Genomic DNA, 24,682 nt, shown 5'->3' on the forward strand with positions numbered 1-24,682 from the left:
TTTCTATTTATTATTCCGAATTATCAGAAAACTTATATTTAATTAAATAGTTTTTAACTAAATGATTGATATAAAGCGTACTATTGGGTAGTAACTGCCTCCATTTTATCTGTTGAGATAGGTAAAGCGATATTGTGTTTTTAATATTTGCGGGTTTTTAATAACTTCTAAAAAGATACAAAAATATTTATTTAGTCCTGTTTTTAATGATAAGTCAAACGATTTATAGGTCAGATAAATTTTCCTTTTACCTTCCGGAAGTATTGAATTTGAATCTGCCCAATTATAGAGTGAAGTCCATAAAAGAAGCTGTCTTTGATTATATTCTCTGGAATACCTTACAATTTTCGTTATCCTGTTATTGTCATGAACACCTCTTACGGCAATCGCTTTATCTATAATTCCGGATTTTAGATAGCAGTGATAAGCTAATTTCGTGATAAAATCGGAGTCCTGATGTACACGAAGATTTTCGTTGAAGCGAAGATCATTCTTTATTAATGCTGATTTTCTTATCGTAAGAGCATTCAAATGAAAGAATGTTCCGAAAACCTTAGTTGTTAAACCTAATAGACCTCTGAAAACCTCTTCTCCCTCTGCAGGAAAATTAACGGTGGTCAAAGAAATATTTTTGAACTTATCCTGAAATGCCTGTTTGCCTTTCTCAGTTAAATATTCCACACCAATAGCACCGAAAACACCTTCAATTTTGGTATGTTTAAAAATTTCTTTTTCTGCCTCAAAACGGTTGGGAAGGTAATAATCATCAGCATCAAGAAAAGATATGAATTCACAGTTTGCTTTTTCAAGTCCTAAATTCCTTGTTGCTCCGGCTCCGTGATTTCCTTTGTCGGGATGTTGATATAATTTGATTTTTGAGTTTTTCACAACCAATTTCTGACAAATTTCCAATGAATTGTCGGTCGATTTATCTTCAACTAATACAATTTCTTGTACTTCATCAAATTGTAGTGCAGAATCTACAGCCTTCTCCAAAAATTCTGACGCATTGTAAACGGGAATAATAACTGATATCTGCATTACGGTTAAATTGGGGTAATAATTAAGTTGTCATTGATAATTAATTCTGGCTCTACGCTGTAGAATTCTTTTTTTAATTCTCTACTATATACTTTGTAATTATTATCTAGAAAGAATTTTATTAAATCTTGAGGAGTGTAAGTCCCTTCTTCTTCAATTGCTAATGGGCAAAACTCCATGAAAAATATTGGTCTGTTTTGCAGGAAAATATCTTTGTTGCCTAATACTACAACAGCTTCATAGCCTTCAACATCTAATTTAACGACATCAAACTTCGTGTCAGCAATCATTTTCTTTAAAGGCTCAACCTGAACATTAATTATTTTATTTCCGGGATTTTTAGACTCAATAAATGAACTCATACCAGCATGACCTGCTACATAATTAAAAGAATGTACAGCAGAATCTTTGCCTATTGCAGTATTAAAAAGTTTTACATTTTGATATTTATTTTCTTTAATACTATCGCTAAATTCTTTATAAACATCTGGAATTGGCTCAAAAGCATAAATCTGCTTGCAATAAGGTGCAAGTAATAAACTATGTTGACCGATATTGGCTCCGATATCTAATAATACTTTGTCTTTAGAAAGGGTGTTTCTTATATCATCAATAATTTCCTGTTCATAAATTCCATTTTTAAAAATATAAAAATCGACATACCCGAATTTTTTATTTAAAAATATTTTAGTCTTTTTATTATTATAATTAATTATAAAAAGTTTCCTATTATCCAGAAAAGAAATATTTTGTTTTCTCTTGATAAAATTGATTATACCTTCTTGAAAAAAAATGCTAGTAAAACTTTTTTTTAATGATTTATACATATTATTTTTTTTATAGTTGTTTTTTTTAATCTGTTGAAAATATTTTTGTCCAGAGTTCTGTTTTATAAATTCTATTTTAGAATATATTGATTTTTTTGCTGTATATGGTGTTTAGTTTTTCACTAAAGACAAAAGGATCGTGATTTTCTTTAATTCTTTCCAAAGAATTTTTTGATTTTTCCAACAGTTGCTGAGGATTTGTAAAAATATCTTCTAAAATATTCTCAAGCTGTAGTTTCAATGTTCTTTTAAGCTCATCTCGTTGCTCATTTGTGAAATAAAGCGCTTGTTTTAAACGGTTTTGAGGTAAATGAATAAGCCATCCACAGTTTTCATTATTAATTTCCGGCAAAGCACGTATATCTGTCGTAACGACGGGAACTCCTGCTGCCTGCATTTCCAAAACGGAAAATCCATAAGTGTCCGACCAAGTTGGTAGCAAACCTACATGGGATTCTTTAATGAGATCTAAAACTTTTTCATTAGGAATGTTCTCGAAAATATCGATCCATTCTTCTTTTTTCAACATTTCTTTAGTTTCCTGAGCTTCTTTTTCGGTCACCTTAGTTACGTAATGATCGGTTTTAAACGAGGAAACAATCGTAAGTTTGAAATTATATTTTTGTCTTAATTTTTTTAAAACTTCAATCATTTCGACACCGCCTTTCAAGTGAAATTGTGTTCCGACAAAAATGAAATTAAAGACCCCAATATTTTTGTAAACTTCCTCCGAATCTCTTGGAATAACCTCCTGAGACGGATGAATAACCGAAAGTTTATTTTTAATTACTTCCTGAAATTGAGGATAATTTTTTAATAACTCTAGCTGAATATTTGCAGAAGCCTGCGAAATTGAGATAATTCCTAAACAGTTTTTTCTGGAAATCTGTTTAAGGGCATTTTCTGTTTTTGTATTATGAATATGTTGAGGTTCAGTTTTTTGATGATCGTTTTTAGTTTCAGTAAATCTTGGAACTAACGTTTCAAAAGACGTAACCCATTTTTGAGAAGAATAATTAATATCATTATAAAGATGCAGAATATCGATCTTCGGTTTTTGATAAAAAAAATATTTTCCTTCGATATTGCTTTTTTTTCTAAATAATATTTTCTTTACAGTAGACAAAGAATGAAAAAGATTGTTATTCTTTCTCAAAAATATATACTCAAATCCGGAAACTTTATTTAAAATGTTTCTTCTGATCGGATAATCATTTTGTGTCAGACCTATTTTCATAGTTACTGTAAGTAATTTTTATTATTCTCAAACCAAAGTGCCAGAATCAGCAAGCTCCAGTGTTGCATCTGCTTGTTAAGTTTCTTTTGTACCTCATTGAAATCTAAAAACTTAAATATATAACTATTCTTATTTTCAAGAAGTTCTCGGCTTAGATCCTGCAGTTCGGTTTCCTTGAACCATTCTTTCACAGAGGCTCCAAAACCGTTTTTCTTACGTTTTGCAATCTCTTCTGTCCAGGCTTGAGAATAAGCTTTTCTCAATATAATTTTATCTTCGGTGGAGTTTACTTTGTATTGCCACGGAAGCTGAATACAAAACTCCGCAAAATCAATATCCAAAAACGGAATTCTTACTTCAATAGAGTTGTACATCGAAGTTCTGTCACCTTTCAAGAGCATATTTCCGGGGACATATTTTTCAAGATCTATTCGCATCAGATCATTGTAGTCTTCATTTTTAGGTGTAAAACTAAAATCCTGCCCAGGAACTTCATCACTGATGCCTAATTTTTTAATTTCGAAAACTGTAAAATGATTTCGAACTTTATTCTGATGATAATCTAATGTGTCACTATATTCTGCTCTATGACGTCTTTCCGATCCAATCTCCTTAAACTTACCTGCCATAAGAATCATTTTTGAAAGATAATCAGGATAAAACCCTTTTTGAGACAGGTTTATGTTATATCTGTAAAAACTGTATCCTCCAAAAAGCTCATCCCCAACATCTCCGGAAAGAATCACTTTAAGATCTTTCGCAGCTTCTTTAAAAATAAGATGGGTTGGAAGCAAAGAAGTGTCCATCAGAGGTTCATCCATATAAGAATAGACTTCCTGCAGGGTTTCAGAAATTTTCTGTTTTTTATCTAAAATAATATGATGGTCGGTTTTATATTTATCTGCTATAGATTGGGCATAGGGCATTTCGTTTAAATCACCACTTTCATAGCCATAAACCAACGTTTTAATGTTTTCTTTATACTTTGATGCAACAGCAACGATTGTGCTGGAATCCAGCCCTCCTGAAAGAAAAGAACCTACAGGAACATCGGCAACCAACTGTTTTTTTATAGCATTATCAAAAAGATATTTGAATTTTTCAATACTGTCGTCCAAACTCAGTTTTGAAGTTTCAGTCGGGATCGTCCAATATGGTTTTGTTTCTATTTTTCCATCTTTAAGTTCCAGTGTATGAGCCGGTTTAAGGTTGAAAATGTTTTTATAAATAGTTTTATGAGGATGAATGTAGCCGTTTTTCAGATAATAAGCGATCTGTGCTTTATCAATCTCTGGTTTTATCAATCCTGAAGCCAAAATTGCTTTAATTTCAGATGCAAAAATGAATTCGCCGTTTTCACCAATAGCGTAATAAAACGGTTTTTCTCCGAAACGGTCTCTTGCACAAAACAATTCCTGCCTTTCTTCATCCCAAATGGCAAAAGCAAACATTCCGGGAAGATCATGGATCAGGTTTTTTTGTTTTTTCTGATACATTGCAAGAATAACTTCCGTATCTGAACCTCCACGATAAGGATAATCTGAATACTGATCTTTTATATTCTGATAGCCATAAATTTCACCATTCAGAACAATACATTCTTTTTTTGTGCTGGAAAACATAGGCTGTTTACCATTTTCAGAAAGATCGATAATTGAAAGTCTTCTATGACCTAATGCAGCATTTGCATAAAATTCAAAATGAGAAGAATCCGGACCGCGATACGCCATGGCATCCGTCATTTTTTTTATCGTGTTCTGATAATTTTCTGCATTTTTGGTGATTATTCCGGCTATTCCACACATATGTAATTTGTTAAGGGAAGTTTTGTTTTTTATTTGTGTTTTATGAAATATAAAAATTGAAGATTAATTAATCTATAAATACCTTTTTAAAAGTATCCATTACGGGATGAGGTAAAAACTTTTCATACAGTTCTTTCGCAGATAACTTCAGATCTGAATCTAAAATAATATCCTTCAATTCTTTTGCGTTGTGATAATAATAGGCTTTATTTTTCAAATGCATATTATGAGCTTTCTCGGGAGAATCTGCAAAAGTGATGACGGGTTTTCCTTTAATCGCAAATTCAGCAACGGTGATTCCAAACGTTTCACCTCTTTCACGGGCATGAAGAAGGGCATCACAAGTGTTGATGAATTTAAGTTTCATCATAATATCCGAACTTGGAGGAAGAAATATGATATTGGTAAGAGCAGATTTCCACCACTTTTTCTTCACAAAAGTATCCACTCCCATGAAAATGAAATAAACATCTTTATATTTTGAAGCAATCTTTTCTGCTGTTTGCTGCGCAAAAGCAATATTAAAACTTTGTCCGCCACCATAATATCCAAAAACTTTGGCGTTTTTGGGAATGTTAAGTTCAGCTCTTAAATCGTCATGGGTTTCGGCTCCGAAATTGACCATATGAGGAACGAAAGGAGATTTTGAACCTGTCATTTCTTCACTTAACCATTCTGAAACATAGGCGTATACATCTCCGTGAGGTTCGAGGTATTTAAAAACACTGTGAATAACGGTTTTGCATTCTTTTGTTTCTACACCGTCTATAAAACCATTTTTGATGGCATAAAAAAGATCAATATTATTGTTTTTGATAATGGTGTCAACTTCTTTAAAATCTGAATAATCAATTACCTGAAAGCGCTTCTCGAATTTTTCAATTCCTAACGGATGATTTGTGGGTAAAGTTTTATTGTAAACAATGACAGACTCATTTCCCAGATATCTTTCATTGAAGTCTGCGTAATCATATAATGCGATGGAAGTCCCTCTGTAATTGAGTTCGTTCTCATGAAAAAGGATTTTCATTACGTTGCTTATTTAAATTTATTTTTCAATTTACTCAATATTTTGCGAAGAAGACTTTTCTTCGGATATTTAGTAAAATCATTGTGTTTAAAAAGACCTTCGCCCTGTGCTATTTTAAAATCCTGTTTTACCCACCAAGAGGCAATATTTCTTTCAAGAGAAACAGATTCTCCGGAAAAGGGAAGGATTTTTTCAAGCAAATAACTTTTTTTAACAAGATAAGGATTGTTTGTCCAATTGGCCCATCGGGAAGTGGTTACGAAGTATTCTCCCTGCTTTTGTATTTTATCGGGAAACTCTACAGCCGGGTCTAGCCAATGGAGAGATTCAAGCAGGTGAGGAGAGGTACATTCGTGCCAATCATCATAATAATCAAGCTCTTTCCCTTTATTTCTAATTGATATTAAAGGATATCCTGGGCTTTTTCTGCTTCTGTAACGTACAACATCAAATCCTTTACTGATAAGATCTAATCCGCCTTTAAGATGAGAAAATACAAAGCTTTTTTCTTCAATAAGTTCCCAATCATGTTCCAGGAAAAGGATGTTTTCGGTAGAAGCATTTTCAGCCAGCATTTTCATGCCTTTTCCAATCCCGATATTGTCTTTTAAGCCAATATATTTGACTTTATATTTTTCTGCGGTTTTTTTATCTTCTTCACTTACTTCCTGAAAGAGAATGACAATATCATCCACCATCTCTAAAAGTCCATACTTTTTGTATGACTTTAAAGTGTTTTTAAGAGTACTCCCACTTTTCCAGGAAAGAATACAGATACTTATAGGCAGCTTTTCCATTTTAGTTATGATTTAAAGATTTAAAAATGGATGTTTACCGGTCATAGCTGTTTTTCGATAGGCTTCAATTTCACTAAATTTCGTTGAAAAGTATTTATACTGTTCCATGTAAAATTTATATTCACTGCGATTTCTTTGTGCCCCTACTTTTAAAATAGAGGTCAGAAAGGCCTTTTTTTCTCTCTTGATGTTATAATCAAAATTGGGATTCATATATCTCGTTTCCCTCTGCATTTGCATAGAAAGCCTTTGTCTGGCTAAGATTTCAGCAGGCGTTTTCTGTTGCTCTTTTTCGAAAGATTGCACTTTTGCGTCGTGTACGACCTTACTTTTCGGACAAACAATTATTTTGAATCCGAAATAAGTAACCCTGTTGATGTAGTCATAATCTTCAGCACCATGAAAGAAATACGGATTAAATCCTCCAACTTTCTCAATGATGTTTCTGGGAATAAACCAATGTGCCGCATTCACGAATTTTATTTCATAAAAAGGCTTAATACTGCCAAAAAATATATCAGAAACCAATCTGTTATTTTTAGCGTCCTGTGCAATATAGTTTTCAAAATGGAGGTCAAATCTCTTTTCGCTTCCGTCCATATGCATCGGACTTAAAATACCTATTTGATCCTTGTTAGGATAGCTGTTGTAAACCTCGAGTAGCTGTTCTACACTATCAGGAAAAACCCATGCATCCTGATTCATGAGATAAACAAAATCGGCACCTTCTTTATAGGCTTTCTCTATTCCTACATTATTAGCTCTTCCAAAACCTGAATTTTCCGCAGATTGTATGAAATCTACTTCGGGAAAAGTAGTTTTTATATATTCCTGAGTGCCGTCTGTGGAACCATTATCAATTACAATACATTTCACTGGAAGATTAGAATGTCTCAAACTTGTAAAACATCTCTCCGCCCATTTCATAGCGTTGTAAGTAACTATTATAAAATAAACTTTAGTCATGTGTTTTTAGATATATTTTTCTGTAAGAATCTTTATATAATCTTCAGCGGTTGTTTTTGAGAAAAAATTATTAATATTTTCATCAAAAGTTACCTTATAAAAATCTCCTTCGTTCACTTCTTCAAAAGTTGCTTTTTTATCCATTTTTAGCTGAATTGCATTAATAATTTCACTAAGATTATAATAATATGGATAAGCAAAATTAATTGTTTTATTCTTTATCTGAGCGCAATTTAAATCTAAAAATGATGCGATGTCATCAATATCTATTAATAATCTTCGGGCTTTAGTGTGTAATGCAAATTTATTGCTGTTTGAGATCTGAGCTTTCAGATAATTGAAAAGAGTGTTTGGGTTTCCTCCTTTTCCAACGATATTTCCGATTCTCAGAATGAGATAATTCTCAGAATTTTCCCGGATATAATCTTCAATTTCCTTTTTATGCAGAACGTAATGACTGTTTTGTTTTGACTGATCGTTGATGCTTAACGTAGAGAAATAGATAAGTTTGCTGTCGCGATTATTTTCTAAAGTATTTCTTAAAAGAGAGAATTCTCTTTCAAATTCAGAGCTTCTGGTTTCGAGGGAGTTTGAAACGCCGGAAGCAAAGAACAGCATGTCCTCTGAATCTATATTTTTTAATGAGCTTGCGATAAGTCCGTTTCCTATAATCATTCGTGTTATTTTTAAGACTTTAGTTTTTTATTAATATCAGAAGCATATTTTAGGTAATGATAATATTTTTTTGCGATTACAATATGATCTTTAAAATTAATTCTATTTAGAGGATAAAATTTTAATGTAAAAAGGATATTTTTTTTATTAATAAGATAATATTCAAAATATTTATACAAAAAGCCTAAAAAATTATTTTTTTCGGTTTCGGAATCATTTTTTTTATTAAAATTAAATTTTAAGTTTTGCCTGATTTTTATATTCGTGTCAAACCATTCTTTCGTTGGATTTCCTTTTGAAAAATGCTCGATCAGAATATCATCAACAATATAATTTTGGAATTTTTTCGAACATCTTAGGCTAAAATCTAAGTCATATCCGTGAAAACCAGATAAATCCTCATTGAATTTAATCTCTGAATAATCCTTTTTTTTAATTGCCATAAAAACACCATCAACGGCAAATACTTCAGTCATATTTTTGAGTGTTGTATTTAGGCGAACAGATTGGGTATTTTCTTTGTTGCCTTGTAAAATATTTATAACATTATACTTTTCTGCAACTGTCCAGCTGGCAGGTGCTGCGGGAACATATGAAGAACCTGCTAATCCTATAACTCCAACATTTTCTTTGTTGAGATGGGCGATTAATTGTTCACCCCAAGCTTGCGTGTGAAAAACCAGATCTTCATGAATAAAAAGGAGATTATCATATTGTGATTTCTCTGCGCCAAGATTATAAGCTTTTGTGATGCTCATTAGATTGGGATTCCACATTTGTATAATTTCATACACAATACCATCACCAATCGTCTCGTTAATATTTTTAACAAGCTGATCATAGTATGGTTGCTGATATGATGAAATTATAATGGAGAGCATTCTAAGGCGTTTTGGTAATTAATTTAAACAAAAATTTATTAATTGTATTTTTATTAACGATATGATTGTAAAAGTTTAGGCTTCTTCCAATGTTTTTTTGCTGTATAAAATTGTCAATAGCGTTGCTATCTTTCGGCAGATATTTTTCTAAGTGTTTTTTATAGATATAATTTAATGAGAAATCCTTTTTAGCCTTATTTTGATTGATTTCAACATCCATAGATTCCTCTTTTCTTCGATAGAAAAAACCTAAGTAGTCTAAACACAGAACTGTCTTTTTTTCATCTAAAATAGACAGCCAAAAGTCCCAATCCTCTTTTCCGTAGATTAAATTTGAGTCATAACCTTTCGTTGCTTTCCAATCTTCTTTTTTAAAAAAAGCAGTGCAAAAAATGAGGTTTTCTAGTAATAAATGGTCATAATTATAAGTAGCTAATTTCCAGGATTCGTCTGTTGTACCAAAAAATTCTGCTTTGCAATAAATAACAGTATAGCCATTATTAAATTTTTCTTCTGCAAGTTTTAGATACTGATTTCCAATCCTGTCGTCACAATCCAGAGGTAAAATCCATTCTCCGTTGGCAATTTCTATTCCGGCATTTCTTGCGGATGAAAGTCCTCCGTTTGTTTTATAGAGATATTTAAATCGACCGTCTTTTTCAGTCCATCTCCTTGCCACTTCTTCTGTATTATCGGGAGAACCGTCATTCACAATGATACATTCCCAGTTCTGATACGTCTGCTCAAGAACTGTCTGCAGGCATTCATCAAGATATTCGGACTGATTGTAGCATGGAACGATAATGGAAATTCTTGGATGCATTTTTAAATGATTTTACTTAAAAATTTATACAAAGGAGCCGATATTTTATATTGTAACGCTAATTTTAGCTTTCTTCTTTTGTAAGGATATTCCTTGAATTGGTTCAGCAAAAAATCAGATAACTTATTATTTTCGTATAATTTACCTATTTTATAATTGATAATTCCTTTAATATCTCCTTTTTTATCAAACAACATTTGAAGGTATAAACATTCTTCATCTATTCTTTCTTTTCTTGCAGAAGAAATATTTGAATCATGAAGCCTGTAATAGGCAAGTTTACGCGGAACATATGCTGTAGAGTATAAAGCATTGATCTTTAACCATCGGTAATAATCTTCAATTAAAAGATCAGATTTATAAGTTCCTGTTTTTATCAGCGCTTCTTTCTTCATTAATACGGTTAATGCTGCAATTCTGTTTCCGATAAGAAGATCTTTTTTGAAAGTTTCAGGAGGTACCCCGCCCAACTTGTCATAATCAGCTATGTCCGGCAAAATATTTGAGTTGTCGTCAATAGCATAAGTATCACTAAACACCATTCCATAGTCCTCACCTAAGCTTTCTAGTTTTGCTACACATTCCTGTATAGAATCGGGGTGAAGAAAGTCATCGGCTGCAATAATTTTTACATACTTTCCCTCTATAAGCTCAATACATTCATTAAGAACAGTGGCAAGCCCAGTATTATTTTGATGAAAATTAGTAATTGCCGGATAATTATTTTCTGACAGCCAGTTTTCAAAAACCTGAACAGAATTATCAGGAGAAGCATCATCAGCAACAATTAGCTGAATGTTCGGATAGGTCTGTGCTTTAACACTATCAAGACATTCTTTGATATATTTTCCTTGATTGTAACTGCAAACGATGATACTTACTAAATCTTTTTTTTCCAAAATAATTATTCTAATTGTTCTTTTGCTCCTTCAATTCCTAATAAGCTTTGTACCTTTTCTCCATGTGCATCTAAGGAATAAATAAGTTCTCTTTCATCTCCTTTTACAAGAAAAATCTCTGAGGGAACTATATTTGCATTGTCTATTTCTTTCGGAATGATTAATTCTAATGTATAACCGTCTATAAATTTCTCATTAAGAAAATCCGGTTTGATATGAATGGTAGGATTTAAAGAATCTACTGATACTCTGTTTAGTTTTGTTGCAACAAGCTTTGATTTTATCGGACTTAACCCAATACGGAAAAGCTTATTTTGCATAATATAATTAACTCCTTTTTCTTCGAGCGTTACAGGGTTGTGGTAAACTATCTTTTCCAGATGTTTTAAAAGACCTTTTGAGTTGTAAATTGTTCCATCCACAGAGAATGGATAAGACCAGTGGTGTATCTCTTTATCGGTATAATAATCCCATTGATAATAATCGTTTTTCTTTTCAAGATATGTTGGCTGACCTTCAAGGTTTTCGCCGACATATAACCTGTAAGAAGCATTTTCTGGATTGTTTCTGATAATCGTGAAAACTTCTTCGGGAATAGTAATTTCATCAAAGAAAACACCGTCATCAGTATTGAACATCAAAAATTCACAATTGCTGTTGCGAATGATTTTCTGAAGCAATCCTTTAAAATTATCTCCGTTTTTATTGAAAAGATTTTTTTCTTTAAAAAACTTCCAGTCTCTTTTTGAGTGGATCGCTTTTAGATAAGATAAATCAAAAAGTACATTTTTTCTTTCAACAAAAGATATGTTTTGATCGGCATATTTTTTTATAAGCAGATCATATCCTTTCTTGTGATCGCCACTTGTATGATATAGAATTACAATTTTTGAATCTGCTTTAAAATTCTTTAAAGTAGACTGTAAAAGATAATCTAACTGAATAGCGCGGTTAAAGGAAAATATTATATTAAGTACCATTGTTAGAAAGAATTTAAAGTTTGTATAACTGTTGATACTTCATCTTCTGTCATTACAGGAGATATCGGTAAGCTTAAAACTTCGTTATGAATTTTTTCGGTAATTGGTAACTGAAGTTCTTTCAAATAAGAATATGCTTCCTGATGATGAGGAGGAGTAGGATAGTGGATCAATGTCTGAATTCCATTTTCTTCGAGGTGTTTTTGTAGTTCATCTCTATTTTCTGTTCTGATGACAAAAACATGATATACGTGACTGTTTTCTTCTGTTTTATGAAGAGGAAGAACAATCTTAGGATTTACTATTTCTGTAAGATATCTTTCTGCAATTTCTTTACGTATTTTATTTTCTGTATCTAAATATTTCAGTTTTACAGATAAAACAGCAGCCTGAATCTCATCTAAACGAGAGTTGTAGCCTTGATATTGATTCACATATTTTTTCTGTGAACCGTAATTTGCTAAAGTTCTGATGCATGTTGCCAATTCTTGGTCTTTACAAGTAACAGCTCCCGCATCTCCTAAAGCTCCCAGATTTTTCCCGGGATAAAAACTAAATCCAGCAGCATCTCCCAGGCTTCCGGATTTTTTATTATTCCAAACAGCGCCTATTGTTTGGGCGTTGTCTTCAATTATTTTTAAATTATATTTTTCAGCAATACGTTCTATTTCTTCTGAGAATACAATGCTTCCATATAAGTGAACAATAAGTACGGCTTTCGTTTTAGCCGTTATTTTTTCTTCAATTTTAGAGATGTCAATATTATACGTATTGATGTCCGGTTCTACTAAAACGGGGACTAATTTATTGTCTGTAATAGCAAGAATTGATGCAATGTAAGTATTGGCGGGAACCAAAATTTCATCTCCTTCTTTCATTATACCCAGCTCTATATATGCTCTGAAAATCAATCTCAAAGCATCTAAACCATTGGCTACACCAATAGCATGAGGAACATTGCAGTATTGTGAAAGCTCCTGTTCAAAAGTTTTTACTTTATCACCCAGCAAATACCATCCGGAACGGAAAGTCTGTAATAATGCATCTTCAATTTCCTGTTGATGGGTAAGGTTTATTTTCTGTAGGTCGAGGAATTTAATCATTCGTGTTTTTCTTTAAAAATTTTGCTGGATTTCCAACCCAGATTTCGTTGGCAGGTACATTTTTGGTAACCACACTTCCGGCGCCGATAAGTGCATTTTCTCCAATGGTAATTCCTGCTAATATTGTTGCATTTGCGCCAATAGAAGCTCCTTTTTTTATTAAAGTTTCTTCCAGTTTAAAATCTTTATTTTTGGATTTTGGAAATAAATCATTCGTAAAAGTAGCATTAGGCCCAATAAAAACATCATCCTCAATGGTGATTCCGTCCCATATCTGTACTCCCGGTTTTACCGTAACATTATTCCCTATGATCACTTTATTTTCGATAAGTACCTGACAGTTGATATTACAGTTTTCACCTATCTGTGCATCTTTTAGAATCACACAAAACTGCCAAACATTGGTGCCGCTACCTATATTTTGAGATTGCACATCAGCTAAAGAGTGAATCATTTCTTGTAATTTTTAAATTCTTCAAAATCTCTGAAATAATCTGCTTCGTCATAAATTTCTGACGCCAAACATAATAATACTGCACTGTGACTGAATTTAATATCTCTCCAAATCAGTTTAGGAATATACAAACCCTTCGAAGGCGAGTCTAAGATAAAAGTATCTTTATTACCCTGTAAATCAAGAGTATTAAACTCTATAGTTCCTGAAACTGCGAATATTACCTGTTGAAGCTCTTTATGAGCATGACCTCCTCTGATGACGTCTTGAGGAGTATAATACGTCCAATAGACTCTTTTAATGTCAAAAGGAGTATCTTTTTGCGTTTCGGCAACAGTGATATATCCCAGATCTTGAGAGCCTATTTTAGAAAAATTTATAATATGAGGAATATCCATTATTATGAATGTAATTTATTAGTGATGAATTTCTTTCAAATAAATGTATAAATTAAATGATAATAAACAAAATAATGTGTTTCTTGAAATATATTATTAATCAACATAATTTCGAAAAAACTCAATATTTCTACATTTTTTGATAATCCACGTTATGTGTAATTTTCGGAAATAAAACTCCCGGAGATTTAATTATTTCTCCAAATTGATTTTGCATTCCGTGTACTTCAAAACCAAAAATAGATGTTCTGATTGCAATATCTGACCTGTTTACACCCCAGAAGAAATCAAAATAATATGAATCTTCATTAAGAGTATAGGGAGGAATTTCAAAAGTAACAGTATAATCTCCTTTTTGAGAATCTTTGTTGTTGCTTAACATTAATCCTGTACTCATAACCGTTAGATCGTGGCTGTTTTTAAGTAAAAAAGAAAGATCAATATCTACATCTTCCATTTTAGACATGAAAGAAACTGTAACCAAAATACCGGATTTAATATTGATCATATCTCCGTTAATAGGTTCAGTTTTGAAAGATTTAACTAAAATCTTCTCATTTTCCAATTTTACTCTATCGTCTGAATAATCATAGAAAAACTTAACCTCGTTGTTCTTTTGATATTCTATGATACATTTATTGACATCTCCCTGATTAATCAAAAGACCTTTTTCAAGGAGTAATGCGCTGTTACAGAGCTCTTTAACAGCTGTGATATTGTGGCTTACAAAAAGCACGGTTCTTCCTTCTCCTTTACTTACGTCACCCATTTTGCCAAGGCATTTTTTTTGAAATTCTGCGTCTCCTACAGCAAGAACTTCGTCTACAATAAGAATTTCAGATTCCAAATGGGCAGCAACGGCAAATGCTAAACGTACATACATCCCGGAAGAATATCTTTTTACAGGAGTATCTATATACCTTTCTACACCGGAGAAATCAACAATTTCATCGAATTTTCTGGTGATTTCTTTGCGGGTCATTCCAAGGATGGCACCGTTTAAAAATACGTTCTCTCTTCCTGTCATTTCAGGGTGAAAGCCTGTTCCAACTTCTAATAATGAGGCAATTCTGCCTTGTGTATAGATTTTTCCTGTAGTAGGTTTTGTTACTTTACTTAATAGTTTTAATAAAGTAGATTTTCCGGCACCGTTTCTTCCAATGATTCCTACAGCATCTCCTTGTTCAATTTCAAAATCAATATCACGTAGAGACCATACGTATTCAGAAACACCTTTTGATGATCTGTCGTTAGCTTCTCCTATTTTTAAATAAGGATCTTCCTTACCTCTTACTTTGTGCCAAAATCTATTAAGGTCATGAGAAAGAGTACCTGTTCCCACTTGTCCCAGACGATATTGTTTTGATATATTTTCTGCTTTTAAAGCCAGCATATTTTTTCAGTTTAAATAATTATACAGTATCCATAAATGTTTTCTCTACCTTGTTGAAAACCACAACTCCAATTGCCAACAGGGCAAAGATGATAATTGTGCTTATTCCCAACATTATTGGCGAAAAATCTCCAACACCAAGCCAGCCATATTTGAAACATTCAAAAATACCGGTTAATGGATTGTAGTAGGCCAGCTTTTTGAAATATCCCGGAAGTGAAGACACAGGATAGATTACCGGAGTGGCGTACATAAATAAACTTATACCAAAACCAAGTAACATAACAAGGTCTTTATATTTTGTAGTAAGTGAGGAAAATATCATCCCAACTCCTAGGGCAAAAACCGCCATCAAAACAACAAGGAAAGGGGTTGCTAAGATCCAAATGTTACAATGGACTTCTCCTATGGCCAAATAATACGCCCAAACAAGCACAAATAAAAGGAACTGAACACCGAGACGCATCAAATTCGAAATTACAATTGAAATCGGAGTAACAAGTCTTGGGAAATAGACTTTGCCGAAAATAGCGGCATTCCCTGTAAATGTATTTGAGGTGCCGATTAATGCTCCTGAAAAATAGTTCCAAAGAGTAACGCCGGCAAGGTAAAATAACAATGGAGGCGCCCCGTCTGTTGGCAAATTAGCTAATTTTCCGAAAACGATTAGATACGTAAAAGTAGTGAAAATGGGATTAACAAAGAACCAAATTGGTCCTAAAATAGTTTGCTTGAAACTCGATATAAAATCTCTCTTTACAAACATGTAAATAAGATCTTTGTATTTCCACACTTCTTTGAGCTTTAGATCAAATAAAGTATGGTTGGCTTCAATGGTTTCTGTCCACTTTTGTTGTGGTTCATTCATCTGTGTAAAAATTTATGCAAATTTATAATAATTAATTTATCCGAATTTTTTTAGATTATGAATTATTCTTCATATTGACCTAAAAATAACAACTAATGTATTGAAAAATATCGTTATGAGCAAAAACTACTGACCATAAAGTCAATAGTTTTCTTAATTGTTAATATTGTTCTGATTATTTTATCAGTTGTTTAAGATATTCGCCATATCCACTTTTACCATATTTTATGGCCGTTTCTAATAGCTTTTCTTCGTTGATAAAATTATTTCTGAAAGCAATTTCTTCGATACAGCCAATTTTGAAACCTTGTCTCTTTTCGATAACGCTTACGAATTCCGATGCGTCATGAAGGGAGTCAAATGTTCCGGTGTCAAGCCAGGCAGTTCCTCTGTCAAGAACGCCTACTTCAAGCTTGTTTTTGCTTAAATAAACGTTATTTACATCCGTTATTTCAAGTTCTCCTCTTGGGGAAGGTTGTATGTTTTTGGCAATCTCTACAACTTCATTGTCATAAAAATACAGGCCGGGAACGGCGTAGTTTGATTTTGGAGTTGTAGGTTTTTCCTCTATGGAAACAGCCTTGAAATCATTGTCAAACTCAACAACACCGTATCTCTCAGGATCAGCGACGTGATAAGCGAAAACAACACCTCCATCAGGATTGGTTTTGTTTTTTAATAAAGTTCCCATTTCAGAACCGTAGAAAATATTATCACCTAAAACTAAGGCTGCAGAATCGTCTCCGATAAATTTATCACCTAAAATAAAAGCCTGCGCTAAACCATCCGGACTGGGCTGTACAATATATTCTATGTTGCATCCGATCTGCGAACCATCACCTAAAAGCTTGATGAATCCCGCCTGATCGTGTGGAGTTGTAATAATTAAAATGTCTTTAATACCAGCTAATAACAATGTAGAAAGAGGGTAGTAGATCATCGGTTTGTCATAAACAGGCATCAGTTGCTTGCTTACGGCTATTGTAAGAGGGTAAAGTCTTGTTCCGGAACCTCCGGCTAATATTATTCCTTTCATTTTGTGTGTTTAATTGTATTGATTATCGTAATATTTCTGATAATCGCCGCTGGTTACATTTTCAAGCCATTCTTTATTCTCAAGATACCAGTCGATGGTTTTTCCTAAACCTTCTTCGAAAGTTACTGAGGGTTTCCATCCAAGATCTTTATTAAGCTTGGTAGCATCGATGGCATAACGTTTGTCGTGCCCCGGTCTGTCTTTTACAAAAGTGATTAGTTTCTCAGAATGACCTTCAGGTTTTCCTAATTTTGCATCCATTTGCTTAATTAATTCTTTCACCAAGTCAATATTCTGCCACTCGTTGAAACCTCCAATGTTGTAAGTTTCGCCTGTTTTAGCTTCATTAAAGATTTGATGAATACCTTTTGCGTGATCAATCACATATAACCAATCTCTAGTATATTTTCCGTCACCGTAAATTGGCAATGGTCTTTCGTTAATGATATTTGAAATACAAAGTGGAATTAGCTTTTCAGGGAAATGATTCGGTCCATAATTGTTTGAACAGTTTGAAACAATAAATGGCATTCCGTACGTATTTCCATATGCCCTTACCAAATGGTCAGAAGCCGCTTTTGAAGCTGAATATGGTGATTGTGGATCGTAAGCGGTTGTTTCTAAGAAAAATCCTGTTTCTCCTAAACTTCCGTAAACTTCATCGGTTGAAACGTGATAAAATAAGTTTTGTCTTTTTTCATCAGGAAATCTTCCGTGCGTGTGATCTGGGTTTAATGTCCAGAATTCTTTACAAAGATTAAGAAGATTGGCGGTTCCGTTTACATTGGTATTAATAAATGCCATTGGATCTGTAATACTTCTGTCAACGTGACTTTCTGCAGCCAAATGAACTATGGCATCAGGATTGTATTTTTCAAATACTTTTCTGAGCTCTTCCGGGTTTGTAATATCTGCTTTTTCGAAAACGTAATTGGGTTCGTTTTCGATGTCTTTTAAATTTTCCAGATTTCCGGCATAAGTGAGTGCATCAAGATTAATGATCGTTGTGTTGGGATTATTTTTCACAAATTCTCTTACAACGTGGGATCCTATAAATCCTGCTCCTCCGGTAATTATTATATTTTTCATCTGATTATTTTGAAATGGTCTTTCTGCCTATACTCTTATAATGGAATCCGTTTTGTTCCGGGATTTCCAATGGGTACATATTTCTTCCGTCAAAAATAACTTTATTTTTCATTTTTTTTGCCATCAGTTCAAAATTTGGATTTTTAAACTCAGGCCATTCTGTTGCGATGAATAAAGCGTCTACATTTTCCAATGCATCATACATACCTTTAGCATACTGTATTTTGTCGCCTAGAATTTTTTTAACATTTTCTTCCGCAACAGCATCATATGCAACAATTTTTGCGCCTTTTTTTAGTAAAAGATCAATGTTATCTAGAGAAGAGGCTTCACGAATGTCGTCTGTATTGGCTTTAAAAGCTAATCCCCACATGGCGATTGTTTTTCCTTCAACACTTCCTCCGAAATATTTTTCAATTTCTGAAACTAAAATTACTTTTTGAGCAATATTCACATTTTCAGTCGCTTCCAGGATTTGAAAATTAAAATCTTCTTGTTTTCCTGATCTTATTAATGCTTTTACATCTTTAGGGAAACAGCTTCCACCGTATCCGATTCCAGGGAATAGAAATCTGTGGCCGATTCTGTCATCACTTCCCATTCCTAGTCTTACTTTATCAACGTCTGCGCCTACTTTTTCACAATAGTTTGCAATTTCGTTCATAAATGTGATTTTCACGGCTAGGAAAGAATTGGCAGCATATTTCGTTAATTCAGATGACTTCTCATCCATAAATATAATAGGAATACCAGTGTTGGTAAATGGCTGGTAAATTTTAGCCATAATATCTTTCGCCTTTTCAGAACTCGATCCTACAACGACTCTTGCAGGATTCATGGAGTCTTCAACAGCAAAACCTTCTCTTAAAAATTCTGGATTAGAAACTACATCGAAAGGAATGTTTGTTTTTGAAGCAATTACTTCGCTTACTCGATCTGCAGTACCAACGGGAACGGTGCTTTTATTAACAACAACTTTGTATTCTGTCATTAATTCACCAATATCGTTAGCAACCTTCAAAACGTAAGAAAGGTCTGCCGAGCCGTCTTCTCCCGGAGGAGTGGGTAATGCCAGATATACAACTTCGCTTTTGTCTAAAGCTTCTTTTAAATTGGTAGTGAAAAATAATCTTTCAGATTGAATGTTTCTTAGAAACATTTCCTCAAGGTTCGGCTCATAGATGGGAACTATGCCGTTTTTCATACCTTCTACTTTTTTTTCATCAATATCTACACAGTATACTGAATTGCCAAGTTCTGCTAGGGTAGTCCCTGTAACTAATCCTACATAACCTGTACCTACAATCGTTATATTCAAAATGTATGTTTTTTAAAATTCAGGACAAAAATAGTAAAAATACTTTCATCAGGTCTTTTAATTTAATGTAAATCTATATTAAGTTACCTGCTTGATTATAAGAGATTTTGCTTTTTTAGAAAATAATTGTATATTTGCATTGGATTTACGGAAAAAAATGAGAAGGCTTCGGAAGAAAGCCTTTTTTCGTACAGGTAAACCAAGGTTAATATTATTTATGGAGTTTAGAAAAAAAATTGAAGAATTATTAAATGAATTCCTTGACACAAGAAAAGATTTATTTCTTATTGATTTAAAATTTTCGGCAGGGGATGATATTACGGTGATTTTGGATGGAGACAACGGAGTTACGTTGCAAGACTGCCTTGATGCAAGTCGTGCAATAGAATTCAATATGGATCGCGAAGAACATGATTTCAGCTTACAGGTGATGTCTGCGGGATTAAGCGAGCCTTTGGCAACTCCAAGACAATTCAATAAAAATCTAGGAAGAGACATCGAAGTTTTACTTACAGATTCTTCTGAGATTGAAGGGGAGCTGTCTAAAGTAGACGACGAAAAGATCACTCTTATTTTACGTTACCGAAAACCGAAAGAAGTAGGTAAAGGTAAAGTAGATGTGGAGGAGGAAAAAGAAATTCCGTACTCTGAGATTAAAAAAGCATTAGTAGCAATTAAATTTTAAAAAGAAAAAAGAATAAATGGATAATATAGCGTTGATTGAATCCTTTGGTGATTTTAAAGACGAAAAGGGGATCAGTAAGATTGATCTTATGGCGATTATTGAAGATTCACTGAAGACTCTTTTGAGAAAAAGATTTGATTCAGATGATCATTTTGATGTAATTGTGAACCCGGATAAAGGAGATTTTCAGATATTTTTAAATAAAACGATTGTAGAGGACGAAATGTCGGAAGACGATGATTTGGAAATTGAGATCTCTGAGGCGAAGAAGATAGACCCTACTTTCGAAGTGGGCGAGGATTTCACTATGGAAATTCCTGTTGCTCAGTTGGGAAGAAGAAATATCCTTACTTTGAAGCAGATTTTAGCAACTAAATTGCAGGAGCACAACAACGCAATGTTGTACGAGCAGTTTAGAGACAGAATCGGTGAGATCGTTATCGGTGAAATTCACCACATCCGTCACAAGCATGTGATCTTGTTGGATGATGAAGAGAATGAATTTATTTTGCCTAAAGAAAATCAGATCAGTTCCGATTTCTTTAAAAAAGGTGAAAATATCAGAGCTATTGTAGAATCAGTAGATTTTAAAGGTTCAAAACCTCAGATTATTATTTCCAGAACTGCACCTAAATTCCTAGAGAAGTTATTAGAGCTGGAAATTCCTGAGATCCAAGACGGTACTATTATATTGAAAAAGGTAGTAAGAATTCCTGGTGAAAAGGCGAAGATCGCAGTAGATGCTTATGATGACAGAATAGATCCTGTTGGTGCCTGTGTGGGTGTTAAAGGATCAAGAATTCACGGAGTTGTAAGAGAGTTGAGAAATGAAAACATCGATGTTATTCAGTGGTCTAAAAACCCTGAGATTTTAGTGAAGAGAGCTTTAGGAAATGTTACCATCAATAAAATTGACATCAACGAGGAAACCAATTATGCTTTGGTTTATACCCCTGTTGAAGAGATTTCTAAAGTTATCGGTAAGCAAGGACAGAATATCAGACTGGCTTCTTGGTTAACGGGATATGAGATTGATGTATTTAGAGAGTCTAGCGAAGATGATGATGTTGAATTGAGAGAATTTAATGACGATATCGAACAGTGGATTCTGGATGAATTTAAGAAAGTAGGTCTTACTACTGCGAAATCAGTATTAGATAAAGATACGGAGAGTCTTATTAAAATGGTTGACTTGGAAGAGGAAACGATTGAAGATGTAAAACGTATTCTAAGAGAAGAATTTGAAAGTTAAGATTTTTGAATAAATTTTAATAATCAGTAAAAAGAAATACTTTAATTTTAAGAATTAAAAAAAATAGTAAATATAATAGATGCCAAAAATAAGATTAAATAAAGCGGTTAAGGAATTCAATATTTCGATGTCCAGATTAGTAGAATTTTTACAGGCTAAAGGTATCGAGGTTGAAAGCAATCCTAACGCTCAATTAGAAGAAGCGGCATATTCTGCATTGGAAGCTGAGTTTGCCAAAGATGGCGAGCAACGTAAAGCTTCTCATGAGGTGGTGATCACAAAAGTTCCGGAGGAAAAACTGGAAATTGAAGAAAAGAGAACCCCTGAAGTAATAAGAGCTAAAGCTAATAAACCGGAAACTAAAATTTTAGGTAAAATAGACTTGGAGCCTAAAAAGCCTGAAGTTGAAGAAACTCCTGTTGCTCCTGCAGCAGTAGCGCCGGTAGTGGTAGAAGAAAAGAAAGTAGAAGAAGTAGTTGTACCACCAACACCAACGCCTGAACCAGAAGTGAAGGCAGCTCCTGAAAAAGAAAAACAGGAATTCAAAGTTCTGGATAAAATAGACTTGTCTCAGATAGAATCTAGAAATAGACCTGTAAAAAAAGATAAACCTAAAGTGGAAGATAAAAAAGCGGAGGAAAAACCAGTTGAGCCTGTGAAACAAGCTCCAAAACCCGTTGTAGAGCCCGTAGCTAAACCTGTTGAGGTAAAAGCGCAGCCTAAAAAAGAAGAAACTGAACAACCTCAAGAGTCTCAAAAAATTGAAACGGTTTATCAAAAACTTGACGGACCTAAAATTGTTGGTGAAAAAATTGACTTAAGTCAGTTTGCTCCAAAACCTAATTCTGGGGCTAAAAAGAAAAGAAAAAGGATTGAAAAACCTGGGGGGCCGAATCAGCCAAACACAGGAAACAATCAGCAAGGAGGAAATAATAACAACCAAGGCGGTCCTCAAGGAAACCGTCCGCAAGGACAAGGTGGTCCTCAAGGAAACCGTCCTCCAGGACAGGGTGGTCAAGGAAACCGTCCACCAGGACAAGGTGGTCAAGGTGGGCCTCGTTTTGGAAATAACCAAGGTAACCGTCCACCAGGACAAGGTGGTGGTTTCAAAAAAGGACCAGGCGGTCCTGGAAACAACAACAGACCTGGTCAAAGAACGATGCCTGTTGAATTAACAGACGAGCAAGTTAAAAACCAGATCAAGGAAACCCTTGAGAAATTAACCAATAAAGGAGGTAAATCTAAATCTGCTAAACACAGAAAAGATAAAAGAACTTACCGTAGAGAGCAGGATGAGCGTCAGCAGGAAGCAGATGCAAGAGATACTTCACTAAAAGTTACAGAATTTATCACTGTCGGAGAATTGGCAAGTTTGATGGATGTAAGTGCAACAGAAGTAATTTCTGCTTGTTTCTCACTAGGTGTGATGGTAACAATGAACCAAAGACTTGAAGCTGATACTTTATTATTAGTTGCAGATGAATTTGGTTATAAAATAGAATTCTCAGATGCAGACCTTGAAGAGGTAGAATCTGAAGAAGATATGGATACTGAGGAGGATCTTTCTCCAAGAGCTCCAATCGTTACAGTAATGGGTCACGTTGACCACGGTAAAACGTCATTACTTGATTACATCAGAAAGACAAACGTTATTGCTGGTGAATCAGGAGGGATTACTCAACACATTGGTGCTTACAACGTGAAGTTGGAAAACGGTCAGAGAATTACATTCTTAGATACACCGGGTCACGAAGCCTTTACAGCAATGAGAGCCAGAGGTGCTCAAATCACGGATATTGCAATTATTGTAATTGCGGCGGATGATGATGTGATGCCTCAAACGAGAGAAGCTATTTCTCACGCACAGGCTGCTGGAGTACCAATGATTATTGCGATAAATAAAGTAGATAGACCAAGTGCAAATCCGGATAATATCCGTCAGCAACTTTCCGGGATGAATATCTTAGTGGAAGAGTGGGGAGGAAATGTTCAGGCACAAGAGATTTCTGCGAAATTTGGTAATAACATGGATATTTTATTGGAAAAAGTTTTACTTCAGGCAGAAATGCTTGTTTTAAAGGCTAATCCTGATAGAAATGCTCAAGGTGTTGTTATTGAAGCTTCATTAGATAAAGGAAGAGGTTATGTTGCTACAATGTTGGTGCAAACAGGTACTTTAAGAGTAGGAGATTATGTAGTTGCAGGTAAAAACCACGGTAAGGTAAAAGCAATGCTTGACGAGAGAGGTAGAAACCTTAAAGAAGCAGGCCCATCTATTCCGGTAACTATTTTAGGCTTAGACGGAGCTCCGACAGCTGGTGATAAGTTTAAAGTATATGAAGATGAAGGTGAAGCTAAAACTATTGCTAACAAGAGAGAGCAGCTTCAAAGAGAACTTTCTATCAGAACTAAGAAGCATACAACGCTTGAAGAACTTGGTAGAAGAATTGCTCTTGGTGAATTCAAGGAATTGAATATTATCTTGAAAGGTGACGTTGATGGTTCAGTTGAAGCATTATCTGATCAGTTACAGAGATTATCTACTGCTGAGATTAATGTAAACATTCTTCATAAAGGTGTTGGACAGATCACTGAGTCTGACGTTAACCTAGCAACTGCTTCAGATGCAATTATTATCGGATTTAATGTAAGAGCCGGTGGTAACGCTAAAGAATTGGCAGATAGAGAAGAGATTGAGATCAGAACATATTCTGTAATCTACGCTGCTATTGACGAAGTTAAAGAAGCTATGGAAGGTATGCTTTCTCCTGAGATTAAAGAGCAGGTGATTGGTAATGTTGAGATTAGAGAAGTCTTCAAGATTTCAAAAGTTGGAACAATTGCCGGTTGTATGGTTCTTTCAGGAAAGGTTACGAGACAGTCTAAAGTAAGAGTACTTCGTGATGGAATCGTGAAATTTGATGGTGAGCTTGAAAGCTTAAAACGTTTTAAAGATGACGTAAAAGAAGTAACAAAAGGTTACGAATGCGGATTGAACTTAAAAGGCTATAATGACATCGAAAACGGTGATATTCTTGAAGTTTACGAAGAAGTAGCTGTTAAGAAGAAATTGAAATAATTAGTTTTTAACTATATGAAAACCACTTTTTTATAAAGTGGTTTTT

23 protein-coding genes are annotated in these 24,682 nt (G+C 33.9%); 3 read left to right on the top strand and 20 right to left on the bottom strand.

Translation table 11 applies throughout. The features are described 5' to 3' along the window. Positions 1-105 precede the first annotated feature (105 nt). The 20 genes from BT156_RS03355 to BT156_RS03450 form a co-directional block, all read right to left on the bottom strand. Positions 106-1,041: a glycosyltransferase family 2 protein gene (locus tag BT156_RS03355; RefSeq protein ID WP_072407224.1), complete on the bottom strand. Its 936-nt coding sequence runs from the start codon at positions 1,039-1,041 to the stop codon at positions 106-108. Between the two features lie 5 nt (positions 1,042-1,046). Next, entirely contained in the window at positions 1,047-1,868 is an 822-nt protein-coding gene (locus BT156_RS03360) for an FkbM family methyltransferase (RefSeq protein WP_072407226.1), read from the bottom strand. A 76-nt stretch (positions 1,869-1,944) separates the two neighbouring features. After that, positions 1,945-3,105, bottom strand: coding sequence for a glycosyltransferase family 4 protein (locus tag BT156_RS03365; protein WP_072407228.1), 1,161 nt, complete (start codon positions 3,103-3,105; stop codon positions 1,945-1,947). 2 nt (positions 3,106-3,107) lie between these two features. Then, positions 3,108-4,910 carry an asparagine synthase (glutamine-hydrolyzing) gene (gene asnB, locus BT156_RS03370; RefSeq protein ID WP_072407230.1) on the bottom strand — a complete coding sequence of 601 codons (1,803 nt, stop codon included), beginning with the start codon at positions 4,908-4,910 and terminating at the stop codon, positions 3,108-3,110. A 67-nt stretch (positions 4,911-4,977) separates the two neighbouring features. Beyond that, positions 4,978-5,940: a glycosyltransferase family protein gene (locus BT156_RS03375; protein WP_072407232.1), complete on the bottom strand. Its 963-nt coding sequence runs from the start codon at positions 5,938-5,940 to the stop codon at positions 4,978-4,980. Positions 5,941-5,948: 8 nt separating this feature from the next. After that, positions 5,949-6,737, bottom strand: coding sequence for a glycosyltransferase family 2 protein (locus BT156_RS03380; RefSeq protein ID WP_072407234.1), 789 nt, complete (start codon positions 6,735-6,737; stop codon positions 5,949-5,951). A gap of 12 nt (positions 6,738-6,749) precedes the next feature. Then, on the bottom strand, positions 6,750-7,703 hold the full coding sequence (locus BT156_RS03385; RefSeq protein WP_072407236.1) for a glycosyltransferase family 2 protein: 954 nt from the start codon (positions 7,701-7,703) through the stop codon (positions 6,750-6,752). A 6-nt stretch (positions 7,704-7,709) separates the two neighbouring features. Continuing rightward, positions 7,710-8,378: an NAD-dependent epimerase/dehydratase family protein gene (locus BT156_RS03390; RefSeq protein ID WP_072407238.1), complete on the bottom strand. Its 669-nt coding sequence runs from the start codon at positions 8,376-8,378 to the stop codon at positions 7,710-7,712. Between the two features lie 11 nt (positions 8,379-8,389). Continuing rightward, positions 8,390-9,259, bottom strand: a complete 870-nt coding sequence (locus BT156_RS03395; RefSeq protein WP_072407240.1) for a glycosyltransferase — start codon at positions 9,257-9,259, stop codon at positions 8,390-8,392. 1 nt (position 9,260) lies between these two features. Beyond that, positions 9,261-10,082: a glycosyltransferase family 2 protein gene (locus BT156_RS03400; protein ID WP_072407242.1), complete on the bottom strand. Its 822-nt coding sequence runs from the start codon at positions 10,080-10,082 to the stop codon at positions 9,261-9,263. Positions 10,083-10,084: 2 nt separating this feature from the next. Further along, positions 10,085-10,981 (bottom strand): glycosyltransferase family 2 protein, encoded by an 897-nt coding sequence (locus BT156_RS03405; RefSeq protein ID WP_072407244.1) that lies wholly within the window; start codon positions 10,979-10,981, stop codon positions 10,085-10,087. A 5-nt stretch (positions 10,982-10,986) separates the two neighbouring features. Then, positions 10,987-11,961 (bottom strand): hypothetical protein, encoded by a 975-nt coding sequence (locus tag BT156_RS03410; RefSeq protein WP_072407246.1) that lies wholly within the window; start codon positions 11,959-11,961, stop codon positions 10,987-10,989. Positions 11,962-11,963: 2 nt separating this feature from the next. Then, the gene (locus tag BT156_RS03415; RefSeq protein ID WP_072407248.1) at positions 11,964-13,064 is read right to left on the bottom strand and encodes a DegT/DnrJ/EryC1/StrS family aminotransferase; all 1,101 of its coding nucleotides are present in this window, start codon (positions 13,062-13,064) and stop codon (positions 11,964-11,966) included. Further along, positions 13,057-13,518 (bottom strand): acyltransferase, encoded by a 462-nt coding sequence (locus tag BT156_RS03420; protein WP_072407250.1) that lies wholly within the window; start codon positions 13,516-13,518, stop codon positions 13,057-13,059. The genes BT156_RS03415 and BT156_RS03420 overlap by 8 nt, the downstream gene beginning before the upstream one ends. Continuing rightward, positions 13,515-13,916, bottom strand: a complete 402-nt coding sequence (locus tag BT156_RS03425) for a sugar 3,4-ketoisomerase (protein ID WP_072407252.1) — start codon at positions 13,914-13,916, stop codon at positions 13,515-13,517. The genes BT156_RS03420 and BT156_RS03425 overlap by 4 nt, the downstream gene beginning before the upstream one ends. Positions 13,917-14,046: 130 nt before the next feature. Next, a complete protein-coding gene (locus tag BT156_RS03430; RefSeq protein ID WP_072407254.1) occupies positions 14,047-15,309 on the bottom strand; it encodes an ABC transporter ATP-binding protein in 1,263 nt (420 codons plus the stop codon). A gap of 19 nt (positions 15,310-15,328) precedes the next feature. Beyond that, the gene (locus BT156_RS03435) at positions 15,329-16,177 is read right to left on the bottom strand and encodes an ABC transporter permease (protein ID WP_072407256.1); all 849 of its coding nucleotides are present in this window, start codon (positions 16,175-16,177) and stop codon (positions 15,329-15,331) included. Positions 16,178-16,352: 175 nt separating this feature from the next. After that, positions 16,353-17,213, bottom strand: coding sequence for a glucose-1-phosphate thymidylyltransferase RfbA (gene rfbA, locus BT156_RS03440; protein WP_072407258.1), 861 nt, complete (start codon positions 17,211-17,213; stop codon positions 16,353-16,355). Between the two features lie 9 nt (positions 17,214-17,222). Further along, positions 17,223-18,302, bottom strand: a complete 1,080-nt coding sequence (rfbB, locus tag BT156_RS03445; protein WP_072407260.1) for a dTDP-glucose 4,6-dehydratase — start codon at positions 18,300-18,302, stop codon at positions 17,223-17,225. Positions 18,303-18,306: 4 nt separating this feature from the next. Continuing rightward, positions 18,307-19,620, bottom strand: a complete 1,314-nt coding sequence (locus BT156_RS03450; RefSeq protein ID WP_072407262.1) for a UDP-glucose dehydrogenase family protein — start codon at positions 19,618-19,620, stop codon at positions 18,307-18,309. A 217-nt stretch (positions 19,621-19,837) separates the two neighbouring features. Between BT156_RS03450 and rimP the strand changes: the two genes are divergently transcribed. The 3 genes from rimP (at position 19,838) to infB (ending at position 24,636) form a co-directional block, all read left to right on the top strand. Next, a complete protein-coding gene (rimP, locus tag BT156_RS03455; RefSeq protein WP_072407264.1) occupies positions 19,838-20,305 on the top strand; it encodes a ribosome assembly cofactor RimP in 468 nt (155 codons plus the stop codon). Between the two features lie 16 nt (positions 20,306-20,321). Next, complete coding sequence (gene nusA, locus BT156_RS03460; RefSeq protein ID WP_072407266.1) at positions 20,322-21,557, top strand: transcription termination factor NusA; 1,236 nt, start codon at positions 20,322-20,324, stop codon at positions 21,555-21,557. Between the two features lie 79 nt (positions 21,558-21,636). Continuing rightward, positions 21,637-24,636, top strand: a complete 3,000-nt coding sequence (gene infB / locus BT156_RS03465; protein ID WP_072407268.1) for a translation initiation factor IF-2 — start codon at positions 21,637-21,639, stop codon at positions 24,634-24,636. Positions 24,637-24,682 lie beyond the last annotated feature (46 nt).

Source organism: Chryseobacterium limigenitum (genome assembly GCF_900114875.1).
In the GTDB taxonomy this organism is placed as follows: Bacteria; Bacteroidota; Bacteroidia; order Flavobacteriales; family Weeksellaceae; genus Chryseobacterium; species Chryseobacterium limigenitum.

What these genes read in the sequence shown, in the direction of transcription:
- BT156_RS03410 (WP_072407246.1), bottom strand. Translation starts at nt 11,961, where the DNA reads ATGGTACTTAATATAATATTTTCCTTTAACCGCGCTATTCAGTTAGAT.
- infB (WP_072407268.1), top strand. Translation starts at nt 21,637, where the DNA reads ATGCCAAAAATAAGATTAAATAAAGCGGTTAAGGAATTCAATATTTCG.
- BT156_RS03380 (WP_072407234.1), bottom strand. Translation starts at nt 6,737, where the DNA reads ATGGAAAAGCTGCCTATAAGTATCTGTATTCTTTCCTGGAAAAGTGGG.
- BT156_RS03395 (WP_072407240.1), bottom strand. Translation starts at nt 9,259, where the DNA reads ATGCTCTCCATTATAATTTCATCATATCAGCAACCATACTATGATCAG.
- BT156_RS03425 (WP_072407252.1), bottom strand. Translation starts at nt 13,916, where the DNA reads ATGGATATTCCTCATATTATAAATTTTTCTAAAATAGGCTCTCAAGAT.
- asnB (WP_072407230.1), bottom strand. Translation starts at nt 4,910, where the DNA reads ATGTGTGGAATAGCCGGAATAATCACCAAAAATGCAGAAAATTATCAG.
- BT156_RS03355 (WP_072407224.1), bottom strand. Translation starts at nt 1,041, where the DNA reads ATGCAGATATCAGTTATTATTCCCGTTTACAATGCGTCAGAATTTTTG.
- BT156_RS03390 (WP_072407238.1), bottom strand. Translation starts at nt 8,378, where the DNA reads ATGATTATAGGAAACGGACTTATCGCAAGCTCATTAAAAAATATAGAT.
- BT156_RS03360 (WP_072407226.1), bottom strand. Translation starts at nt 1,868, where the DNA reads ATGTATAAATCATTAAAAAAAAGTTTTACTAGCATTTTTTTTCAAGAA.
- rimP (WP_072407264.1), top strand. Translation starts at nt 19,838, where the DNA reads ATGGAGTTTAGAAAAAAAATTGAAGAATTATTAAATGAATTCCTTGAC.
- BT156_RS03430 (WP_072407254.1), bottom strand. Translation starts at nt 15,309, where the DNA reads ATGCTGGCTTTAAAAGCAGAAAATATATCAAAACAATATCGTCTGGGA.
- BT156_RS03420 (WP_072407250.1), bottom strand. Translation starts at nt 13,518, where the DNA reads ATGATTCACTCTTTAGCTGATGTGCAATCTCAAAATATAGGTAGCGGC.
- rfbA (WP_072407258.1), bottom strand. Translation starts at nt 17,213, where the DNA reads ATGAAAGGAATAATATTAGCCGGAGGTTCCGGAACAAGACTTTACCCT.
- BT156_RS03435 (WP_072407256.1), bottom strand. Translation starts at nt 16,177, where the DNA reads ATGAATGAACCACAACAAAAGTGGACAGAAACCATTGAAGCCAACCAT.
- nusA (WP_072407266.1), top strand. Translation starts at nt 20,322, where the DNA reads ATGGATAATATAGCGTTGATTGAATCCTTTGGTGATTTTAAAGACGAA.
- BT156_RS03375 (WP_072407232.1), bottom strand. Translation starts at nt 5,940, where the DNA reads ATGAAAATCCTTTTTCATGAGAACGAACTCAATTACAGAGGGACTTCC.
- BT156_RS03415 (WP_072407248.1), bottom strand. Translation starts at nt 13,064, where the DNA reads ATGATTAAATTCCTCGACCTACAGAAAATAAACCTTACCCATCAACAG.
- BT156_RS03385 (WP_072407236.1), bottom strand. Translation starts at nt 7,703, where the DNA reads ATGACTAAAGTTTATTTTATAATAGTTACTTACAACGCTATGAAATGG.
- BT156_RS03365 (WP_072407228.1), bottom strand. Translation starts at nt 3,105, where the DNA reads ATGAAAATAGGTCTGACACAAAATGATTATCCGATCAGAAGAAACATT.
- BT156_RS03400 (WP_072407242.1), bottom strand. Translation starts at nt 10,082, where the DNA reads ATGCATCCAAGAATTTCCATTATCGTTCCATGCTACAATCAGTCCGAA.
- rfbB (WP_072407260.1), bottom strand. Translation starts at nt 18,302, where the DNA reads ATGAAAAATATAATAATTACCGGAGGAGCAGGATTTATAGGATCCCAC.